The sequence below is a fragment of the Streptomyces sp. NPDC003036 genome (assembly GCF_040611175.1).
Taxonomy (GTDB): Bacteria; Actinomycetota; Actinomycetes; order Streptomycetales; family Streptomycetaceae; genus Streptomyces.
This window is the reverse complement of sequence record NZ_JBEXNO010000034.1, coordinates 20519-40152: the sequence shown is the minus strand read 5'-3', so window position 1 is coordinate 40152 and position 19634 is coordinate 20519. Positions and strand designations below refer to the sequence as shown.

Here is a 19634-nt window from a genome sequence, read left to right as displayed (position 1 = left end):
ACCGTGGCGCACGTACGCCGCTACCGGACGCGGTCCCGCCGCCCGTCCGTCACCGGACGTCTCCCTTCAGGACGTCGCCGCTCCATGCCGCCAGCCGCTGTTCGAGCTCGCCTTCCCCGCTCAGCACGTGCCTGGTGAACGCGTCCCGCTCGTGCGCCAGCACCGCTTCCTCCCATACGCAGGGGGCGAGGCCCTGCCGCCCGGGGCGCATCCGACCGGGGTCTCCTGCGGGTCCTGCGAAGATCGCCAGATCGGACATGTACCCCTCGATCCAGGTGTGGACGAGGGTGTAGTCACCGTCACCGCCGGCGTGCACGAGCAGCACGGCGAGCCCGAGGGAACCGCGGGCCCCCGCCAACGCCAGGTGGTCCGCGGCCAGCTTCAGCGCCGCGGACCTCTCCTGGTCGGCGACCACACGTCCGGGCGCCTCGATCGCGTACACCTTCACGAGGTGCCCCGACGCCTCGTGCGTGCCCAATGGGGTGACGGCGCGGGCGTGGTACCCCGCGGCGAGTTCCAGCAGATCAGGCGCGGTGACGGATGCCGGCAGCCGTCCCGGCGTCACAAGATCGGTCATACGGGCATTCTGCCCTGCGGATTCCGTGCCGGTCGGGGCCGGACGGGACCTGGGCCGTGCGCTCACACGCCGATCGCTCCGTCGATCCGCTCCCGGAGCAGGTCGGCGTGCCCGTTGTGCCGGGCGTACTCCTCGATCATGTGGATGAGCACCCAGCGCAGCGACACCGTCCCGCGCCACTCGTCGTGGCCCTCGACGTCGAGGTCGGGTGCCTCGGCGGCGAACCGTTCGGCGAAGGCCACTTCGGAACGCCACGCCTCCCACGCCTCCGCGATGACCGCGGGGTCGGACACCGCACCGTCGAAGTCCCCGTCTGGGGCCGCGCTCGACGAGAAGCGAAGGGCCGCGTCCTGCCCGGCCAGCACCTGCCGGAACCAGCGGCGCTCGACATCCGCGAGATGCCTGATGAGGCCGAGCAGCGAGAGTGTGGACGGTTCCACGGACCGCCGAGACAACTCCCCGTCCAGACCTGTGCACTTCAGCTCCAGGGTCGCGCGCTGGGCCGCCAGGACGCTGACCAGCATGCGCCGCTCGTCACCGGTCGCGGGGCCGCTGAACCGGCCGTCGTCCTCCGTACCCGTAAAGAATTCGGCTCTCCTGCTCAGGCTCGTCATGCTCCCATCATTCACCACGCGCGCCGGACGTGGACGCCGGGCATGGCCCCAACGGGCGGGTTTCAGGCGGCGATTGAGGTGGGCGATCCCCGTCCGCTCAGCCGCCGGCTGCGTATCCTGGTGGTCATGACCCCCCAGCCACCGGAGCCCTCTCCGCGCCGTGTCCCCTTCGGAGAGCTCCGCGCCTCTCACGACGAACGGGAAGCAGTGGTGGAGCAGCTGCGCGATGCGGCAGCCGAGGGGCGCATCGATTTCGACGAGCTGGACGCGCGCGTTGAGCAGGCGCTCACGTCCAAGACCCGAGCCGAGCTGGCTGCCCTCACCGCCGACCTGCCGAGGCCGCACTCCTCGGAGGGCCGACCGCCGCTGGCGCTCAAAGGCGGCGTGTTCGGCGCCTCCGTAGGCCCCGGCCGCTGGGAGGTTCCCGGTCGCGTGATCGCTCACGGAGACGTGGGGGGCGTGAAGGTCGACTTCACCCGGGCCGAGTGCCGCCTCGCGGAGGTCGCGGTGGAGGCGTACGGGGAGACCGCCGGTGTCACGATCGTCATCCCCGACGGCTGGGCCGCGGACACCAGCGGCATGGACCCCGGCCTCGGCGGCCTGAAGGACGAGACCACCCCCGGCCGGCTCCCGGGAACGCCGCTGATCAGGCTCACCGGGTCCGGCGGCATGGGGGGAGTGGTCATCCGCCACCCGAATCGCCGGGAACGGCGCAAGCTGAGCAGCAACCCGCCCGCCGACTAGGCGGTCTGGCCTGGCCGGATCCCCACCATGGAGCGGTCGCGCACGTGAGTTCGGCGTACCGGGACTGCCACAGTGGGCCGTATGACCGACTCGCTGCGCACCGCGCACACCTACGCGCTCACCCCCGCCGCGCTCGACGCCCTCCGCGCGATGCTGGAGACCGCCTTCGACGGGGACTTCGGTGAGGAGGACTGGGACCACGGACTCGGCGGCGTCCACGCCTACGTGGAGGACGAGCGCGGCATCGCGGCGCACGGCAGCGTGATCATGCGCCGGGTGGTGCACGCGGGGCGCGCGTACCGCGTCGGGTACGTCGAGGGCGTCGCCGTACGGGCCGACCGGCGCCGGCAGGGCCTCGGCGGCCGGGTGATGGCCGCGCTGGAGGAGGTCATCGACGGGGCGTACGCGTTCGGCGCGCTGTCGGCGTCCGACGAGGGGGCCGAGCTGTACCGGGCGCGCGGCTGGCAGCTGTGGAACGGCCGGGTCGAGGCGTACGGGCCGGGCGGCGTGGTGCACCTGCCCGACGAGGAGGACTCCACCTATCTGCGGCCCGCCGCAGGGCGGCCGCTTCCGGCGGCGGAGACGGGCGCGCTGATGTTCGACTGGCGCGACGGCGACGTGCTGTAACCCCCGCATTCGGGCCGCGGGGGCGGCCGCGTCTCAGATAGTAGGAAGTCCGAGTAATTGTGGAGACAGATGCGTGGCCCACGCGTAGCGTTGTAGAAGCCGAACGTCTCGCTCCATCCAGCGAATGGCGGTCGCGAGCGCCCGTGCCCGAGCAGGTCACCCCTGCGGCAGCGCTCCCCGCCCCTTCCGGCGCCTTCGATCATCTCGCTGATCCCCCGCTGATCCTCCAGCCGACCAGCTGATCTCAAGGAGTCGACCACCATGGCCTCTCAGACCCTCCGCCGCCGTGTCCGCCACACCGCGGCCCGCCCCGACGACGCCGAGCGCAAGAACGCCGCCGCCGCCCTCCAGCGGGCCCTCGACCGCAGGGACAACGGCGGCGCGACCGGCCACTGAGCTCACCGTTCAGCTCGAGCGCCGCACCTCGAAATGATCGATCCGCTGCCCGCTCTCCGCGAGCGCCGACACCTTGAGGACCGGCGAGGAACCGCTCACGGCCTCCACCGCGAGGAACGAGAAGCCGGTGTACCGCACGCGTGACCACTCCACGACGTCCGGGTCCGGCAGCCGCGCCTTCGTCCAGTGGAACGTCAGGATGTGGTCGTGGTCGTGGACACGCCCCTCGTAGCTGTCCCGCACGCCCGGCCCGAAGCCGTACAGCTCCCTGCCCGCGCCGCCCGCCGTCACGTACACGATCCCGTCCCGCACCGGATCGGTGGTGGCGCCGATCGGCACCGGCCGCCCCACCTCGCCGCCCTTGATCGCGTCGGTCCGCTCGTAGACGTGGTTGTGGCCGTTGATCACCAGGTCCACCTGGTGCTTGGCGAACAGCGGCACCCACGCGTCCCGGACTCCGCCGTCCGAGGCGTGCGTCGACGTCGAGTACGCGCAGTGGTGGAAGAAGACCACGACGAAGTCCACCGCCGGATCGCGCCGCAGCGCGCCGAGCCGCCGGTCGAGCCAGGCGGTCTGGGCGCCGTCCGTGTAGCCCAGGTTGGCCGGGATCTCGTACGACACGTCGTTGGCGTCCAGCGCGACGACGCCGACGTTGCCATAGACGAACGAGTAGACGCCGGGTGCCCGCGCCGGGTCCGGGCCGTTCTCCGGGAGGGAGAAGCGGGCCGACTGGCCGCCGTAGCCGTGGGGCGAGTACCACGCCTCCATGTCGTGGTTGCCGGTCGTCACCATCCACGGCACGCTCGCCGCCACGCTCTCCGTCTGCGCCAGGAACTGGTCCCAGACGCGCGCGTCGTACGTGTCCGACGTCGTGCCGTGCCCGCTGTCGTCCGCGTAGCAGATGTCGCCCGCGTGGAGGTGGAACGCCGGGCCCTGCCCCAGGATCAGCTGGTCGTTGGCGAGCGCGTGGTAGCTCACGCCCTGGTCGCCGAAGGCCGTGAAGACGAACCGCTCGGGCGGCGTTGCCGGAGCCGTACGGAACGAGCCGATCGTGCCCAGCCGGGCGGGGGCGGCCGGGTCGAAGCCGTCGTGCCCGACGCCGTAGTAGTACGTGGTCCCCGGCCGCAGCCCGTCCAGTCCGGCGTGCAGGTAGTACTGGTCGACCGCCGGCAGCTTGCGCGACAGCGACGGCGTGTGCAGCGGCCGCACCTCGGCCTCGATCTTCCGGCTCAGCTCCCAGGGCGCGAGCCCGATCCGTACGTACGGCCGGGACACCGCGAGCGGCACCTGCCAGGAGACGCGCATCTGCGTCCTGGGGTCGGCGCCGAAGGCGAGGTGGCGCCCGAAGGGGGCGACGAGCGAGCCGTCGACACCCGCGGTGGCGGGCGCGGTGACGAGGGTGGGGGAGGTGAAGGCGGGGGAGGCGGCGGAGGCCGGGGCCGCCGACAGGCCGACCGCCGCGCCGGCGGCCGCCGTTCCCGTCAGCACCCGCCGACGGGAGAGCCTCGCCCGCAGGTACGCGTGCTGCTCGGGCATGGACATGCGGCGGGTGAGGGGCTCGGGGATGCCGAAGCGTGGGGTGTCTTCAGTCATGCCAGGCAACTTGCCAGTAACTTCCGACGCGCCGCCAGACTCCGGATGAACGAAATCCGACGAACACGCGCGCGGGAAGTCGGCCGAAAGGCGTCCACATCATGGACTGTGCATGTCCGGGCACTGGACCCGGGAGTAGGGTGCCGTCATGTCTCGCAGCATCAATCTCGCAGTGATCCCCGGTGACGGCATCGGCCAGGAGGTCGTGGCCCAGGGCCTCAAGGTCCTTCGCTCCGTCCTTCCGCAGGATGTGAAGCTGGAGACCAAGGAGTACGACCTCGGCGCCCAGCGCTGGCACCGCACCGGGGACACCCTCCCCGACGCGGAGCTGGAGTCGCTCAAGAACCACGACGCGATCCTGCTCGGCGCGATCGGCGACCCCTCCGTGCCGTCCGGCGTCCTGGAGCGCGGCCTGCTGCTGAAGCTGCGCTTCGCCTTCGACCACTACGTGAACCTGCGCCCGTCGAAGCTCTTCCCGAACACCGCGACCCCGCTGGCCGGCCGCCCCGACATCGACTTCGTCGTCGTCCGCGAGGGCACCGAGGGCCCGTACACCGGCAACGGCGGCTCGCTGCGGACGGGCACGGATCACGAGGTCGCCACGGAGGTCAGCCTCAACACGGCGTACGGCGTCGAGCGTGTCGTCCGTGACGCGTACGAGCGGGCCAACGCCCGCCCGCGCAAGAAGCTGACGCTGGTCCACAAGAACAACGTGCTCGTCTACGCCGGCCACATGTGGAAGAAGATCTTCGACAAGGTCGGCGCGGAGTACCCGGACGTCACCACCGACTACCTGCACGTCGACGCCGCGACGATCTTCTTCGTCACGCAGCCGGAGCGCTTCGACGTCATCGTCACCGACAACCTCTTCGGTGACATCCTCACCGACCTCGCCGCTGCCGTGACCGGTGGCATCGGCCTGGCGGCCTCCGGCAACATCAACCCGACGGGTGCCTTCCCGTCGATGTTCGAGCCCGTCCACGGCTCCGCGCCCGACATCGCGGGCCAGGGCAAGGCCGACCCCACCGCGACGATCCTCTCCGTCGCGCTGCTCCTGCGCCACCTCGGGTACGAGGCCGAGGCCGTCCGCATCGAGGACGCCGTCGCCGCCGACCTGGCGGCCCGTGACGGCTCGACGCCGCGTACGACGGACGAGATCGGCGACGCGCTCGCGGTACGCGTAGCGAGCTGACCCGCCGACTGGAGAACCCTCAGACACAGCCGCCGGGTCGCATCCGCACCCGGCGGCTTCTCCTGTGCGGCCCCGGGTGCCACCATCAACCCCTGGACCGCACTCAACCGCTCCTCCTCCATACCGTTTCGTTCATGGGCTCACGCGGGCGATAATCGAACGCGGGGCCGCGGCATGCGGGAAAGCTCGGACGTCCTAGCAAGTCGTAGCGGCGTGAGCGCGGTCCGTCACAACCAACCGGTGAAGGACACAGCACTCATGACGACGACGCCCACGATCGAGCTCAAGCCCTCCTCGAACCCGCTGTCCGACGCGGAGCGCGAGGCGATCCTGGCCAACCCCGGATTCGGCCGCCACTTCACCGACCACATGGTGACGATCAAGTGGACGGAAGGGCGCGGCTGGCACGACGCCCAGCTGACGCCGTACGCGCCGCTGTCCATCGACCCGGCGAACATGACCCTGCACTACGCGCAGGAGATCTTCGAGGGCCTGAAGGCGTACCGCCGCCCCGACGGCTCGATCTCGATGTTCCGGCCCGAGGCGAACGCCGAGCGGTTCCAGCGCTCGGCGCGCCGCCTGGCGATGCCGGAGCTGCCCATCGAGACGTTCGTCGCCGCCTGCGACGCGCTCGTCCGGCAGGACCAGGCGTGGGTGCCGCCGCACGGCGGCGAGGAGTCGCTGTACCTGCGGCCGTTCATGATCGCCAACGAGGTCGGGCTCGGTGTCCGCCCGGCGAACGAGTACCTCTTCATCGTCATCGCCTCGCCCGCCGGCGCGTACTTCCCCGGCGGCGTGAAGCCCGTCTCGGTCTGGCTGTCGGAGAACTACGTCCGCGCCGTCCCCGGCGGCATGGGCTTCGCCAAGACCGGCGGCAACTACGCGGCCTCGCTGCTCGCGCAGGCCGAGGCGGCCGAGAAGGGCTGCGACCAGGTGGTCTGGCTCGACGCGCTGGAGCACAAGTGGGTCGAGGAGATGGGCGGCATGAACCTGTACTTCGTGTACGGGGACAAGATCGTCACCCCCGAGCTCACCGGCTCCCTCCTCGCCGGCATCACCCGTGACTCGCTCCTCCGGCTCGCCCGCGACCTCGGGTACGAGTCCGAGGAGGGCCGCATCTCCACCGAGCAGTGGCAGCGGGACACCGAGAACGGCACCCTCACCGAGGTCTTCGCCTGCGGTACGGCCGCCGTCATCACGCCGGTCGGCCTGGTCAAGTCGGAGAAGGGCGAGTGGACCCAGTCGGGCGGCGAGCCGGGCGAGGTCACGCTGAAGCTGCGCCAGGCGCTGCTGGACATCCAGACCGGCGCCGCCGAGGACCCGCACGGCTGGACGCACAAGATCGGCTGAACCGGTCCCGGAGAGCATGGGAACGCCCGCACCCCCCGCTCGAGGGTGCGGGCGTTCCGCTGTGCCGCGCGTCAGGACGCGGCGGTCTCGGGTTCCGGCGCGGAGGCGGGCGCCGGGTCGGCGGCCGGGGCGGCCGCCTTGGAGGTGGCGGTGAGGGCGGCGTACACGACCCCGCCCACCAGCCCCGACAGGATGAAGGAGCAGTCCACGCCGCCGGTCAGCGACAGCAGCGGACCCTCGTACAGCGGAGTCGAGACCGCCGAGAGGCCCACGACCGCGCCCAGCGTCCAGGCGGCCGTCGCGCGCGGCTCCCAGCCGGCGCGGTACCAGTAGGCGCCGCCCTTCGCGCGCCGGTTGTAGACCTGGAGCGCCTCGGGGTCGTACGCACCGCCGCAGCGGGCGTGGCCCATCAGCGTGATGACCGCCCACGGGGTGCCGATCGCCGTCAGCAGCAGCACGAACGACGTCATCGCGGACTGCGCGTCCCACGCGAAGTGGCCGAGGAAGACGAACGCCGTCGCGACGACCGCCACCACCAGCGTGGCCGCGGTGCGCGTGGCCCGCGGGATGATCGCGTCCAGGTCGAGGCCCATCGAGTAGAGCATCAGGCCCGCGTTGCCCACCGAGCCCGCCGTGGCGGCCAGGAACAGCGGCACGAGGTACCAGACCGGCGAGGTGTCGACGAGCGGCCCGGCGTAGTCCAGCCCGGCGCGGGCGGCGAGCGCCGTGAACGTACCGAACAGCTGCGGCACGAGCAGCCCCAGCAGCAGGCCCGCGCAGGTCGCCCACCACACCGTGCGCGAGCTGTGCCGCTGGGGGGACATGTAGCGCGTGTAGTCGCCGAGCAGCGTGATGAAGGCGATCGGCCCGCTCAGGCCCGCCGCCACGGCGGACAGCAGCCAGGTCGGCCAGAAGGAGCCCAGCAGGTACGGCGTGTCCGGCGGCGGCGCGGCCGTGAAGTCGCCCGCGTACGCGACGATGCCGAGGGCGAGCAGCAGCGTCATCCCGATGGCGAGCGCCTTGCTCAGGCGCAGCAGCAGCCGGTAGCCGTACACGGCGGCGACCACCGTGCAGCCGGCGAGCACGGTGTACACCGCGGCGTGCACCGCTCCGCCGTCCGGCAGGCCGACCAGCCGGGCCAGCGTGCCGATCATCACGTCGCCGCCGATCCACAGCGTCAGCGCGGTGTACCCGAGCGACAGCAGGAGGCCCACGATCGAGCCGACGAGCCGGCCGCGTACGCCGAAGAAGGCGCCGCTGGAGGTGGAGAGGTTGGTCGCGGTGCGCAGGGAGACGAGCGCGAGCGGCGCCGTCACGATCACGCCGACGACCGTGCCGGCCAGGACCGAGGTGACGGCGGGCCACAGGCCGAGGCCGAAGGAGACCGGCAGCCAGCCGAAGACGATCACGCCCAGGCACAGGTTCGATCCGAGCAGGATCGAGATGAGGTCACGCGGCCCGCTGGTGCGTTCCGCTTCGGGGATGGTGTCGACTCCGCGCTGTTCGATCTGCATGCGCTGCTCCCTCTTTTGGGGGCTCGGTTCACTTCCGGGGCGCCCAAGGCGGTCTCGACGGTCGATCGTGCTCGGTCCGCTGGTCCCTCACGAACCTCCGCGCGTTCTCCCTTTCGACACCGCCGCGCCCCTTCGGCTCACTCGCCTGGTGCTGCGTTCGTAGATTTGAGTGTCGCTCTAATTGGAGCGGCGCTCAATGTGACCCACGTCGCGCACCCGCGTCAATGCTTCTCGTTAAGAAATCTTGTGGTTAGAGTGGTGCTCAAACAGGAAGGTGTGGTGACGTGCGACTGACCCCCACGGAACGCGACCGGCTGCTGCTCTTCGGCGCCGCCGAGCTCGCCCGGGCCCGCCGGGCCCGTGGCCTCCGGCTCAATGTGCCCGAGGCGACCGCCCTCATCGCGGACACCGTCTGCGAGGCCGCCCGCGACGGCAAGCGCCTCGCCGAGGCGATCGAGGCCGCCCGGTCGGTGCTGGGACCCGACGACGTCCTGCCGGGCGTCGCGGACGTCGTGACCGAGGTCCATGTCGAGGCCGTCTTCGACGACGGCTCGCGGCTCGCCGTGGTCAGCGACCCCATCGGGGGAGGCCTGGGCGACCAGGCGCCGGGCGCGCTGCTGCCGGGCCCGGAGCACTCCGACCCCGAGCCCGTGGTGCGCCTGCGGGTCACCAACACCGCGAAGGTGCCGGTCTCCGTCACCTCGCACTTCCACTTCTTCGAGGCCAACCCGCGGCTCGACTTCGACCGCGCCCGCGCCTACGGCATGCGGCTCGCCGTCCCCGCCGGATCGTCCGTCCGCTTCGGGCCGGGCGAGAGCGAGGAGGTCGGGCTGGTGCCGATCGGCGGCGACCGCATCGCGATCGGCTTCGCCGGCCTGGTCGACGGGCCGCTGGACGCCCCGGGCGCCCGCGAGGAAGCACTGCGCCGCGCCGCCGCCTGCGGCTACCTCGGCGTACCGGACACCACTGAGCAGGAGGTCGAGCGATGAGCCGCCCCGGAGGCCACCCCGCCGAAGCGCGCCGCCTCACCCCGTACGAGTACGCCGCCACCCACGGCCCCCGCGCCGGCGACCGCGTCCGCCTCGGCGACTCGGGCCTGACCGTCCGGGTCGAGTCCGACTCGCAGCGGTACGGCGAGGAGTTCCTGGCCGGCTTCGGCAAGACGGCCCGCGACGGCCTGCACCTGAAGGCCGCGGCCGTCCGCGAGACCTGCGACGTCGTGATCAGCAACGTCCTCGTGATCGACGCCGTCCAGGGCATCCGCAAGGTGTCCATCGGCATCCGCGAGGGCCGCATCCACGCCATCGGCCGCGCCGGCAACCCCGACACCCTCGACGGCGTCGACGTCGTCATCGGCACCGGCACGTCCATCGTCTCCGGCGAGGGCCTCATCGCCACCGCGGGCGCCGTCGACACCCACGTCCACCTGCTGTCGCCGCGCATCATGGAGGCGTCGCTCGCCTCCGGCGTGACCACGATCATCGGCCAGGAGTTCGGCCCGGTGTGGGGCGTCGGCGTCAACTCGCCGTGGGCGCTGCGCCACGCCTTCAACGCCTTCGACGCCTGGCCCGTCAACATCGGCTTCCTCGGCCGCGGCTCGTCCTCCCACGAGGCCCCGCTGGTCGAGGCGCTCGCCGAGGGCGGCGCCTCCGGCTTCAAGGTCCACGAGGACATGGGCGCCCACACCCGCGCGCTGGACACGGCGCTGCGCGTGGCGGAGGAGTACGACGTCCAGGTCGCGCTGCACAGCGACGGCCTCAACGAGTGCCTGTCGGTGGAGGACACCCTCAAGGTCCTGGAAGGCCGCACCATCCACGCCTTCCACATCGAGGGCTGCGGCGGCGGCCACGTCCCCAACGTCCTGAAGATGGCGGGCGTGCCGAACGTCATCGGCTCGTCCACCAACCCCACCCTCCCCTTCGGCCGGGACGCGGTCGCCGAGCACTACGGCATGATCGTCTCCGTCCACGACCTGAAGACCGACCTGCCCGGCGACGCGGCCATGGCCCGCGACCGGATCCGGGCCGGGACGATGGGCGCGGAGGACGTCCTCCACGACCTCGGCGCGATCGGCATCACGTCGTCGGACGCGCAGGGCATGGGAAGGGCCGGCGAGACCGTACGCCGGACCTTCGCCATGGCCGGGAAGATGAAGGCCGAGCTCGGCCCGCTGGACGGCGACGGGGACGGGGACGACAACGCCCGCGTCCTGCGCTACATGGCCAAGCTCACCATCAACCCGGCGATCGCCCACGGCCTCGCGCACGAGGTCGGCTCGATCGAGGTCGGCAAGCTCGCCGACATCGTGCTGTGGCGGCCGGAGTTCTTCGGCGCCAAGCCGCAGCTCGTGCTCAAGTCGGGCTTCCCCGCGTACGGGGTCGTGGGCGATCCGAACGCCGCCACCGACACGTGCGAACCGCTCGTGCTCGGCCCGCAGTTCGGCGCGCACGGCGCCACCGCCGCCGACATCTCCGTCGCCTTCGTCTCGGGCGCGGCGGCGCAGCTCGGCGCCGACAAGATGCCGACGCGCCGACGCCGGGTCGCGGTGCGCGGCACGCGCGGCATCGGCCCCGGAAACCTGCTCCTCAACTCCCGTATCGGAGAGGTGGCCGTCGACGAGCGCACCGGGCTCGTCACGCTCGACGGCGACCCGGTCCGCTCGGACCCCGCCGACTACGTCTCCCTCAACCGCCTCTACTTCCTCTGAAGTACCTCCTGTGAAGGATCACGCGATGTTCCGCATGCCCGCCGAATGGGCCCCGCACGAGCGCACCTGGATGGCCTGGCCCGGCCCCAACCCGACCTTCACCAACGACGAGGAGCTGGCGGAGGCGCGCCGCGCCTGGGCGTCGGTCGCCCGAGCCGTCCGGCGCTTCGAGCCGGTCACCGTGGTGCACGGCCCCGGCCAGGAGGAGTCCGCCCGCGAGCTCCTCGGCCCGGACATCGACCTGGTCGAGCGGGACCTGGACGACGCCTGGATGCGCGACATCGGCCCGACCTTCGTCACCGACGGCGAGCAGCTCGCGGCCGTGGACTGGGTCTTCAACGGCTGGGGCGCCGCCGACTGGGCGCGCTGGGAGCACGACTCCAAGATCGCCCGCCATGTCGCGGACCTCGCGGGCGTGCCCGTACACAGCAGCCCCCTCGTGAACGAGGGCGGCGCCATCCACGTCGACGGCGAGGGCACCGTCCTCCTCACCGACACCGTGCAGCTCGGCCCCGAGCGGAACCCCGAGTGGACCCGCGAGCAGGTCGAGGCCGAGATCCACGCCAAGCTCGGCACCACCAAGGCGATCTGGCTGCCGCGCGGCCTGACCGGCGACTACGGCATGTACGGCACCCGCGGCCACGTCGACATCGTCGCCGCCTTCGCCCGCCCCGGCACGGTCGTCGTCCACACCCAGCCCGACCCGGCCCACCCGGACCACGAGCTGTGCAAGGCCAACGTCGAGCTGCTGCGCAACCAGACGGACGCCAAGGGCCGCCGCCTGGAGGTCGTCGAGATCCCCGCGCCGACCGTCCTCCAGGAGGACGGCGAGTGGGTCGACTACTCCTACATCAACCACTACATCTGCAACGGCGGCGTGGTGCTGTGCGCCTTCGACGACCCGCGCGACGAGATAGCGGCCGGCATCTTCCGCCGCCTCTTCCCGGACCGTACGGTCACGCTGGTCGACGCCCGCGCGATCTTCGCGGGCGGCGGCGGCATCCACTGCATCACCCAGCAGCAGCCCAAGGTCTGAGCCCGATCGGGTACAACGTACGAGTGAACGAACCACCCCAGGCGCCTTCAGGGCCCCTTCCCGTCACGCGGCGGCGAGGCCGCAACGCCGCGCCGCCGCGCGAAGAGGTGCTCGCCGCCGCCATGGAGACCATCGCCGAGCGCGGGCTCGAAGGGCTCACCATGGCGGGACTCGGGCGGGAGGTCGGGATGAGCAGCGGTCACCTGCTCTACTACTTCCGCACCAAGGACGAGCTGCTGCTCCAGACCCTGGAGTGGAGCGAGGGCAGGCTCGGCGCCGAGCGCAGCGCGCTGCTCTCGCCCCAGTCGACACCGGTGCGGGAGCGGCTCGCGGCGTACGTCGACCTGTACGTGCCCGACGGGCCGCGCGACCCGCACTGGACGCTGTGGCTGGAGGTGTGGAACCGGTCGCAGAACGCCGACGACGACGCCCGCGCGCGCCAGGCCGCCATCGAGGGTGCCTGGCACCGCGACCTGGTGGCGCTGCTCGCCGAGGGCGTCTCGCGTGGCGAGCTGCGGCCCGTCGACCCCGACCGGTACGCGGCGCGGCTGCGCGCGCTGCTGGACGGGTTCAGCGTGCATGTCGCCGTGGGCATCCCGGGCACCGGGCGGGCGCAGGTGCTCGACCACGTCCGGGAGTTCATCGAGGACAGCCTCATACCGTGACACCCACAACCGTGACCCGCATACCGTGACCGCGAGAGGGGGGCGGGCGACCGCATCGTGAGACTCGCCCCCACCGGTCTTCCCATCTGTGGCAAACTGCCCGGGTGCTTGCTACCACCATGATTATGGGCAGCAGCGCGCCGGTCCGCAGTGACCGCTGAACTCGCGGCAAGAACCCCCGCGGCAGTGGACACCGTGCCTCAGACCCGCGCGCAGACCTCTCGCACCCGCGAGAGGTTTTTTCGTTTTCCGGCACCTACCCCCGGCGGAAGCGAGCGGCGCGCGACGATGGGGGCAGTGGAGCTAAACGTCCGGAGCCGTATCCAACAGGAGCCATCACCGTCATGACCACGGAGACCGACAGCCATTCCGTCGACGCGAGCCCCGTCGACGACAGTTTCCATGTCTTCGACACCACGCTGCGCGACGGCGCCCAGCGTGAGGGGATCAACCTCACCGTCGCCGACAAGCTGACCATCGCCCGGCACCTGGACGACTTCGGCGTGGGCTTCATCGAGGGCGGCTGGCCCGGCGCCAACCCGCGCGACACCGAGTTCTTCGCCCGCGCGGCGAGCGAGCTGCGGCTGAAGCACGCGCAGCTCGTCGCCTTCGGCGCCACCCGCCGCGCCGGCACCACCGCCGCCGAGGACCCGCAGGTCAAGGCGCTCCTCGACTCGGGCGCCCCGGTGATCACGCTGGTCGCCAAGTCCCACGACCGCCACGTCGAGCTGGCCCTGCGCACCACGCTGGACGAGAACCTCGCGATGGTCGCCGACACCGTCTCGTACCTGCGCGAGCAGGGCCGCCGGGTCTTCGTCGACTGCGAGCACTTCTTCGACGGCTACCGGGAGAACCCCGCCTACGCCAAGGCGGTCGTCCGCGCCGCGTACGAGGCCGGGGCCGACGTCGTCGTGCTGTGCGACACCAACGGCGGCATGCTGCCCGCCCAGATCCAGGCCGTCGTCTCCACCGTCCACGCCGACACCGGCGCCCGCCTGGGCATCCACGCCCAGGACGACACCGGCTGCGCCGTCGCCAACACCCTCGCCGCCGTGGACGCGGGCGCCACCCACGTCCAGTGCACCGCCAACGGCTACGGCGAGCGCGTCGGCAACGCCAACCTCTTCCCGGTCGTCGCCGCGCTGGAGCTGAAGTACGGCCGCAAGGTCCTCCCCGAGGGCGCGCTGCGCGAGATGACCCGCATCTCCCACGCCATCGCCGAGGTGGTCAACCTGACCCCCTCCACCCACCAGCCGTACGTCGGTGTCTCCGCCTTCGCCCACAAGGCCGGGCTCCACGCCTCCGCGATCAAGGTGGATCCGGACCTCTACCAGCACATCGACCCCGAGCTGGTCGGCAACACCATGCGGATGCTCGTCTCCGACATGGCGGGCCGCGCCTCCATCGAGCTCAAGGGCAAGGAGCTCGGCATCGACCTCGGCGGCGACCGCGAGCTGGTCGGCCGGGTCGTCGAGCGCGTCAAGGAGCGCGAGCTCAAGGGCTACACGTACGAGGCCGCCGACGCCTCCTTCGAGCTGCTGCTGCGCGCGGAGGTCGAGGGCAGGGCGCGGCGCTACTTCCGTACGGAGTCGTGGCGCGCGATCGTCGAGGACCGCCCCGACGGCACCCACGCCAACGAGGCCACCGTCAAGCTGTGGGCCAAGGGCGAGCGCATCGTCACCACCGCGGAGGGCAACGGCCCGGTCAACGCCCTGGACCTCGCCATGCGCGCCGGGCTGGAGCGGATCTACCCGCAGCTCGCCAAGCTGGAGCTGGTGGACTACAAGGTCCGCATCCTGGAGGGCGTGCACGGTACGCAGTCGACCACCCGCGTCCTGATCACCACGAGCGACGGCGCCGGCGAGTGGTCGACGGTCGGCGTCGGCGAGAACGTCATCGCCGCGTCGTGGCAGGCGCTGGAGGACGCGTACACCTACGGACTGCTGCGGGCGGGCGTGGAGCCCACGGACTGAGCACTGAGCCGAACCACGTTGTCGTCGGTCGCCCATGGCCCCCGTAGCCCTTCGGGCAACGGGGGAGGCTCCCTCCTCCGCCTTGCGATCCGACCCCTACCGTGAGGCCGCGACTGCGTCACGCTCCCCTTATGTACCGATTAGCCCCTTTGGAGTAGCGTCGATGGTATGAGGACCAGGCCGTTTCTCCCTCTGTCGGCGGCGCTGGCCGCGCTGGCGGGGTTGGTGCTGATGCTGCTGGTCGCCTTGGCTCCCGGAGCGGGGGCCAAGGCCACGGGGCTGTCCGACGCCGGTGACGCCCTCCGGGCGGGCCCGGTGTACGTCCATCCGGAGGCGGCCGGTGAGCTGCCCCAGGCGGACGCGGACGCCCTCGCCGACAAGATCCTCGACGCGGACAAGCCGGTCTTCGTGGCGGTGCTGCCGGCGACCGAGGAGTTCCCGCGCGAGAACCTGCTGCGCAATCTGCGCACCGAGACCGGCGTCACCGGTGTGTACGCCGTGCGGCTCGGTGACGCGTTCGCCGCCGGGGCCGACCGGGCCGTGATGTCGAACCAGGCCGTGCAGAACATCGTCACGGCCGTCCGCCAGCCCGGCGTGGACGCCGCGACCGAGCTGAACGCCTTCGTCGACCAGGCCCTGCCGCTGGCCCGTGGCTCGGCACCCAGCACCTGGGAAGGCGTCCCCGGTGACGGCGTGCCCGTCGGCGGGCTGGTCACCCTGGGCGCGGTCGCCGCGGCCGGCGGCGCGACCGCCTTCACGGTCGTACGGCGCAGGCGGCAGCGGCGGGAGGCCGAGGAGCGCGAGGCGCTGGAGCGGATGCGGGTCGTCGTGGACGAGGACATCACCGCCTTCGGCGAGGAGCTCGACCGGCTGGACTTCCACCCGGCCGAGCCCGGCGCGGACGACGCGATGCGCGCCGACTACGAGCACGCCCTCGACGCGTACGACAAGGCCAAGTCCCAGATGGGCCAGGCCCGGCACCCCCATGACGTACGGGGCGTGACCGAGGCCCTCGAGGACGGCCGCTTCGCGCTGGCCGTCCTCTCCGCCCGCCGCGAGGGCCGCCCGCTTCCCGAGCGGCGGGCACCTTGCTTCTTCGACCCGCGCCACGGCCCGGCGGCCACCGAGGCCCCGTGGGCCCCGCCCGGCGGCGCGGTCCGCGAGGTGCCGGTCTGCGCGGCGGACGCGGCACGCCTGGAGGCGGGCGAGGAGCCGATGGCCCGCACCGTCGACACCGGCTACGGCCGCCGCCCCTACTGGGAGGCCGGCCCGGCATACGGCCCCTGGGCGGGCGGCTACTTCGGCGGCGGCCTGCTGCCGGGCCTGCTGATGGGCACCATGCTCGGCTCGATGCTCGCCACCCCGGCGTACGGGGCGGAGTACGGCGGCGGCGAGTTCAGCGGCTACGAGGGCGGCGACTTCTCCGGCGGCGACTTCAGCGCCGGTGACTTCGGCGGCGGTGGCGACTGGGGCGGCGGTGGCGGCGGCTTCGGCGGCGGAGACTTCGGCGGCGGCGGCTTCTGAGGCACGAGCCGCGACGCGCACGGGCCGCCTCCGCCAGGGTTGTCAGCTTGGCTGTTCAAGCTGCTGGAGGCGGCGGTTCGCCGCGTTGCGGACACGGCGGGTTCGTCCGCGTGCACCGAGCAGTCTGAGGGCATCGGGTGCGGTCACGGCCTCTGTGGCCGCGACCATGCGCTGAAACCAGTCGGAGGCCCCGGTGAGATCCTCGGCTGCCCACGGCTCGCCCAGGGCGATGGATCTGAGCAGGCTCCACTCGCGCAGCCGACGCGTGAGGAAGCCGCGCTCGTCGATCACCTCCGTCATGGCCTGGGCCCAAGCGGTGAACCGAGGGTCGGTCAGCAGCTGTGCGGCCCGACGGTCCACATGGCGGCCCACCGCGCTGTCCGCCATCGCTGCGTCCCGGTCGCACAGCACAGATGCCACCAGGTCGGCTTCATCCGCCTCGGCTACCACCTCCAGCGCTTGCAGGTACCCGGCAAACCGCCGGTGCTCGGCGGGCTCTTCGTCGCGATGGGGTCCGGTCATGCCAGTCATCCCTTGCAGGTGGTCTCCGTCCAGGTCGCCTGCAGGTCACGGCAGGTGATGGTGAGTGTGCCGTCCCAGCAGGCGATCTCGTGGCTGCAGCCGTCCCTGTGCGGCAGGATCTCGTCGAGGATCACAGCCCCGAGGTCCGTCCCTCGGTCCTCGTCGGCGGGATCGATGGTGAAGCTGGACACCCCTGCGTAGCGTATGACCAGGTCACGGTCATGCTTCCAGCAGTTGTGCTGGAATTCGACCTCCATCTCCTCACCGCCGGCACCCCGGACGGCCCGAAGCGTCAGATCCTTCACACATCGCCGGCTCTGGAAGTCGTAGTGGTCCGTGTCAGTGGCGAAGGCCCGGGCACCGGGCGGCAGATCGTCAGAGAGCGAGGGCAGCTGGTCCAGGTAGCGGCCTGGGTCCAAGACCCCTGACAGCTCGCCGACCTGCGCATCGAGATCGACGTACTCCATCGGCCTTCGCCCCCGCCCATGACTTTCTACCGGCCGACGCATCGTCGCATGCCTCCCGTGGCTGTGCCGCAACCGGCCGGCCTGCGCCCGGTCGCCACAGCCGGGCCGTCGGACCTCTGTGCGGACCGTTGACCGGAAAGCGCTTTCCTCCTAGCGTCTGTTCGCCAGCGTGACCCGCATTCAGCTAGCCGTACACCCTCCCGGAAGGGACGCCCGCATGCCCGCGCGCCGACTCCTCCCGGCGGTCACCACCGCCGCCGCCCTTCTCGCCCTGACCGCCGCCCTCCCGCCCTCCGCCGCCCGCGCCGCCGAGACGCAGATCTACGTGGCGCCGGGCGGGAGCGACAGCAATCCCGGCACCATCTCCCAGCCGTTACGCAGCATCCAGCGCGCCGTGGACCTCGCCCAGCCGGGCGCCACCATCCATCTCAGAGCCGCTACGTACGCGCCCACCACGAACATCCGGCTGAACAAGAGCGGCACCGCGAGCCAGCCCCTCACCCTCCGGGCCTACGCCGGGGAGCGGGCCGTCATTGACGGCGAGAACATGCCGCACACCCCCGCGCCCGTGGGCGCGAGCATCCCTCGGGCCGAGCGCGGGGCGATCCACATCGAGGGCGAGTACTGGCGGATCATCGGGCTGGAGATCGCGAACGGCCCGTACGGCGTGTTCGGCGTCGACACCAGCCACAACGTCTTCGACCGCCTCACCACCCGGAACAACTACGAGAGCGGCCTCCACCTCCAGGGCGCCTCGGGCGACAACCAGATCCTCAACCTCGACAGCCACGGCAACCGCGACCCCCGCAAGAACGGCGAGAGCGCGGACGGCCTGGCCATCAAGGAGGGCTCCGGCACCGGCAACGTCGTGCGCGGCGCGCGGCTCTGGAACAACTCCGACGACGGCTTCGACGCCTGGGAGTTCCTCACCCCCATCCGCATCGAGAACAGCCTCGCCTGGGGCAACGGCTACAACCGCTGGAACCTGCCCGACTACACCGGCGACGGCAACGGCTTCAAGCTGGGCGGCGGCGGTGACACCGACCCGCCCGCCGCCCACGTCACGCGCAACAGCATGGCCTGGGACAACTCGGCGGGCGGATTCATCGACAACGCCAACCCGGGCGCCCTTGTCGCCGACCACTGCACGGCCTGGCGCAACGGCGGCACCGGCTTCGACTTCGCCGACGCGGACGGCACCCTCACCGCCAACCTCGCCGTCGCCAACCGTACGAACGTGTCACTGGGCTCGCAGTCCGGCGGCAGCGGCAACTCCTGGAACCTCGGCGGCACCTGGTCGTTCGCCAGTACGGACCCGAGCTCCCTCACCGGCCCCCGGCGGGCCGACGGCTCCCTGCCGTCGAGCACCTTCCTGCGCCCCGCCAACGGCGCGGACGTCGGGGCCCGCTTCTGAGGCGGCTTTTGGGCGGCGGCAAACCTACACGATCCGGCGATGTCCTCACCGGACAGGGCCTGGCTACGCTGACTGCACCGGCGCTGACCTGCGTCAGCGCCGTGGGGCCCCGCCGTTCGCGGGAGCCCGGCCTTGTCCTGTCCTTGCGACGGAAGTGGGTCCGCCATGATGCACCGACGCCATCTGAAGTCCGCCGCCGTGGGGTTGTCCTCCGTGCTGCTCCTCGGTTTCCTCACCCAGCACGGCTCCGCCGCCGTGGCCGCCCCCGGGCAGTGCGGGGGCAGCGAACGCGACTTCATCGATCCACCGCAACCCGGCGCACGGGCGGCCTTCGAGCTGTCCAAGCCGTACACCCAGGCCGGCACCAAAGTGCAGACGGTGCAGTTCAACGAAGGCGGCTCGCTCACGGTCGTGCCGACCGAGGACTCCGCGACGGCGACCGGGTCGTGGATCTTCGAACCGCCGAACGGCAGCAACCCCGCCAAGAAGGGCGTGGTCAACTTCGTGACGCAGGTGACCACGTCCGACGGGACCAGATACGTCACTGTCTTCACCGTCACGGTCCCGGAATGCAACCCCCGGAACACTCAGCGGCCGACCAACGTCTTCCAGATCAGGGGCGATCGTACGCAAACGGTCATCGCCGCTGACGGCAGGAGGGCCACGGGCGCGGACGCGGCCTACCAAGCCGACCGCTGACCGCTGACAGGGGCTGGCGT

General features: G+C 71.7%; 19 protein-coding genes. 13 read left to right on the top strand and 6 right to left on the bottom strand.

What is annotated here, in order from left to right; all coding sequences use genetic code 11:
- Positions 1–49: 49 nt before the first annotated feature.
- Positions 50–577, bottom strand: coding sequence for a hypothetical protein (locus ABZX67_RS23835; protein WP_355363378.1), 528 nt, complete (start codon positions 575–577; stop codon positions 50–52).
- Between the two features lie 62 nt (positions 578–639).
- Entirely contained in the window at positions 640–1191 is a 552-nt protein-coding gene (locus ABZX67_RS23830) for a DinB family protein (protein WP_355363376.1), read from the bottom strand.
- Positions 1192–1317: 126 nt separating this feature from the next.
- Here ABZX67_RS23830 and ABZX67_RS23825 point away from each other — a divergent pair, with 126 nt between their 5' ends.
- From ABZX67_RS23825 to ABZX67_RS23815, 3 genes are all read left to right on the top strand, one after another.
- The gene (locus ABZX67_RS23825; RefSeq protein WP_355363374.1) at positions 1318–1935 is read left to right on the top strand and encodes a DUF1707 domain-containing protein; all 618 of its coding nucleotides are present in this window, start codon (positions 1318–1320) and stop codon (positions 1933–1935) included.
- A gap of 81 nt (positions 1936–2016) precedes the next feature.
- Positions 2017–2562 (top strand): GNAT family N-acetyltransferase, encoded by a 546-nt coding sequence (locus ABZX67_RS23820; protein WP_355363372.1) that lies wholly within the window; start codon positions 2017–2019, stop codon positions 2560–2562.
- Positions 2563–2823: 261 nt separating this feature from the next.
- Positions 2824–2958, top strand: coding sequence for a hypothetical protein (locus ABZX67_RS23815; RefSeq protein WP_355363370.1), 135 nt, complete (start codon positions 2824–2826; stop codon positions 2956–2958).
- Positions 2959–2967: 9 nt separating this feature from the next.
- Here the strand turns inward: ABZX67_RS23815 and ABZX67_RS23810 are convergent, their stop codons facing one another.
- Positions 2968–4551 (bottom strand): metallophosphoesterase family protein, encoded by a 1584-nt coding sequence (locus tag ABZX67_RS23810; RefSeq protein WP_355363368.1) that lies wholly within the window; start codon positions 4549–4551, stop codon positions 2968–2970.
- Between the two features lie 148 nt (positions 4552–4699).
- Between ABZX67_RS23810 and ABZX67_RS23805 the strand changes: the two genes are divergently transcribed.
- Complete coding sequence (locus tag ABZX67_RS23805) at positions 4700–5743, top strand: 3-isopropylmalate dehydrogenase (protein ID WP_355363366.1); 1044 nt, start codon at positions 4700–4702, stop codon at positions 5741–5743.
- A 258-nt stretch (positions 5744–6001) separates the two neighbouring features.
- Positions 6002–7093 (top strand): branched-chain amino acid aminotransferase, encoded by a 1092-nt coding sequence (locus ABZX67_RS23800; protein ID WP_355363364.1) that lies wholly within the window; start codon positions 6002–6004, stop codon positions 7091–7093.
- A gap of 71 nt (positions 7094–7164) precedes the next feature.
- Here the strand turns inward: ABZX67_RS23800 and ABZX67_RS23795 are convergent, their stop codons facing one another.
- Positions 7165–8607, bottom strand: coding sequence for a cytosine permease (locus tag ABZX67_RS23795; RefSeq protein WP_355363362.1), 1443 nt, complete (start codon positions 8605–8607; stop codon positions 7165–7167).
- A gap of 284 nt (positions 8608–8891) precedes the next feature.
- On the opposite strand from ABZX67_RS23795, the gene ureA reads away from it, so the two are divergent.
- From ureA to ABZX67_RS23765, 6 genes are all read left to right on the top strand, one after another.
- Positions 8892–9596 carry an urease subunit gamma gene (ureA, locus tag ABZX67_RS23790; RefSeq protein WP_355363360.1) on the top strand — a complete coding sequence of 235 codons (705 nt, stop codon included), beginning with the start codon at positions 8892–8894 and terminating at the stop codon, positions 9594–9596.
- Complete coding sequence (locus tag ABZX67_RS23785; RefSeq protein ID WP_355363358.1) at positions 9593–11314, top strand: urease subunit alpha; 1722 nt, start codon at positions 9593–9595, stop codon at positions 11312–11314. The genes ureA and ABZX67_RS23785 overlap by 4 nt, the downstream gene beginning before the upstream one ends.
- Before the next feature lie 25 nt (positions 11315–11339).
- Positions 11340–12350, top strand: a complete 1011-nt coding sequence (locus ABZX67_RS23780; protein ID WP_355363356.1) for an agmatine deiminase family protein — start codon at positions 11340–11342, stop codon at positions 12348–12350.
- Positions 12351–12472: 122 nt separating this feature from the next.
- A complete protein-coding gene (locus tag ABZX67_RS23775) occupies positions 12473–13015 on the top strand; it encodes a TetR/AcrR family transcriptional regulator (protein ID WP_355363447.1) in 543 nt (180 codons plus the stop codon).
- Positions 13016–13359: 344 nt separating this feature from the next.
- Positions 13360–14988, top strand: coding sequence for a citramalate synthase (gene cimA, locus ABZX67_RS23770; protein ID WP_355363354.1), 1629 nt, complete (start codon positions 13360–13362; stop codon positions 14986–14988).
- Between the two features lie 168 nt (positions 14989–15156).
- On the top strand, positions 15157–16512 hold the full coding sequence (locus ABZX67_RS23765; protein WP_355363352.1) for a hypothetical protein: 1356 nt from the start codon (positions 15157–15159) through the stop codon (positions 16510–16512).
- Between the two features lie 42 nt (positions 16513–16554).
- On the opposite strand, the gene ABZX67_RS23760 is transcribed toward ABZX67_RS23765, so the two are convergent.
- Both ABZX67_RS23760 and ABZX67_RS23755 read right to left on the bottom strand, forming a co-directional pair.
- A complete protein-coding gene (locus tag ABZX67_RS23760) occupies positions 16555–17034 on the bottom strand; it encodes a hypothetical protein (protein WP_355363350.1) in 480 nt (159 codons plus the stop codon).
- A 5-nt stretch (positions 17035–17039) separates the two neighbouring features.
- A complete protein-coding gene (locus ABZX67_RS23755; RefSeq protein WP_355363348.1) occupies positions 17040–17501 on the bottom strand; it encodes a hypothetical protein in 462 nt (153 codons plus the stop codon).
- 217 nt (positions 17502–17718) lie between these two features.
- Between ABZX67_RS23755 and ABZX67_RS23750 the strand changes: the two genes are divergently transcribed.
- Both ABZX67_RS23750 and ABZX67_RS23745 read left to right on the top strand, forming a co-directional pair.
- Positions 17719–18915 (top strand): right-handed parallel beta-helix repeat-containing protein, encoded by a 1197-nt coding sequence (locus tag ABZX67_RS23750; protein ID WP_355363346.1) that lies wholly within the window; start codon positions 17719–17721, stop codon positions 18913–18915.
- Positions 18916–19080: 165 nt separating this feature from the next.
- Positions 19081–19614 (top strand): hypothetical protein, encoded by a 534-nt coding sequence (locus tag ABZX67_RS23745; RefSeq protein WP_355363344.1) that lies wholly within the window; start codon positions 19081–19083, stop codon positions 19612–19614.
- Positions 19615–19634 lie beyond the last annotated feature (20 nt).

What these genes read in the sequence shown, in the direction of transcription:
- ABZX67_RS23795 (WP_355363362.1), bottom strand. Translation starts at nt 8,607, where the DNA reads ATGCAGATCGAACAGCGCGGAGTCGACACCATCCCCGAAGCGGAACGC.
- ABZX67_RS23815 (WP_355363370.1), top strand. Translation starts at nt 2,824, where the DNA reads ATGGCCTCTCAGACCCTCCGCCGCCGTGTCCGCCACACCGCGGCCCGC.
- ABZX67_RS23745 (WP_355363344.1), top strand. Translation starts at nt 19,081, where the DNA reads ATGATGCACCGACGCCATCTGAAGTCCGCCGCCGTGGGGTTGTCCTCC.
- ABZX67_RS23760 (WP_355363350.1), bottom strand. Translation starts at nt 17,034, where the DNA reads ATGACCGGACCCCATCGCGACGAAGAGCCCGCCGAGCACCGGCGGTTT.
- ABZX67_RS23835 (WP_355363378.1), bottom strand. Translation starts at nt 577, where the DNA reads ATGACCGATCTTGTGACGCCGGGACGGCTGCCGGCATCCGTCACCGCG.
- ABZX67_RS23780 (WP_355363356.1), top strand. Translation starts at nt 11,340, where the DNA reads ATGTTCCGCATGCCCGCCGAATGGGCCCCGCACGAGCGCACCTGGATG.
- ABZX67_RS23800 (WP_355363364.1), top strand. Translation starts at nt 6,002, where the DNA reads ATGACGACGACGCCCACGATCGAGCTCAAGCCCTCCTCGAACCCGCTG.
- ABZX67_RS23750 (WP_355363346.1), top strand. Translation starts at nt 17,719, where the DNA reads ATGCCCGCGCGCCGACTCCTCCCGGCGGTCACCACCGCCGCCGCCCTT.
- ABZX67_RS23755 (WP_355363348.1), bottom strand. Translation starts at nt 17,501, where the DNA reads ATGGAGTACGTCGATCTCGATGCGCAGGTCGGCGAGCTGTCAGGGGTC.
- ABZX67_RS23775 (WP_355363447.1), top strand. Translation starts at nt 12,473, where the DNA reads ATGGAGACCATCGCCGAGCGCGGGCTCGAAGGGCTCACCATGGCGGGA.
- ABZX67_RS23810 (WP_355363368.1), bottom strand. Translation starts at nt 4,551, where the DNA reads ATGACTGAAGACACCCCACGCTTCGGCATCCCCGAGCCCCTCACCCGC.
- ABZX67_RS23830 (WP_355363376.1), bottom strand. Translation starts at nt 1,191, where the DNA reads ATGACGAGCCTGAGCAGGAGAGCCGAATTCTTTACGGGTACGGAGGAC.
- ABZX67_RS23765 (WP_355363352.1), top strand. Translation starts at nt 15,157, where the DNA reads ATGAGGACCAGGCCGTTTCTCCCTCTGTCGGCGGCGCTGGCCGCGCTG.
- ABZX67_RS23805 (WP_355363366.1), top strand. Translation starts at nt 4,700, where the DNA reads ATGTCTCGCAGCATCAATCTCGCAGTGATCCCCGGTGACGGCATCGGC.
- ABZX67_RS23825 (WP_355363374.1), top strand. Translation starts at nt 1,318, where the DNA reads ATGACCCCCCAGCCACCGGAGCCCTCTCCGCGCCGTGTCCCCTTCGGA.
- ABZX67_RS23820 (WP_355363372.1), top strand. Translation starts at nt 2,017, where the DNA reads ATGACCGACTCGCTGCGCACCGCGCACACCTACGCGCTCACCCCCGCC.
- cimA (WP_355363354.1), top strand. Translation starts at nt 13,360, where the DNA reads ATGACCACGGAGACCGACAGCCATTCCGTCGACGCGAGCCCCGTCGAC.
- ABZX67_RS23785 (WP_355363358.1), top strand. Translation starts at nt 9,593, where the DNA reads ATGAGCCGCCCCGGAGGCCACCCCGCCGAAGCGCGCCGCCTCACCCCG.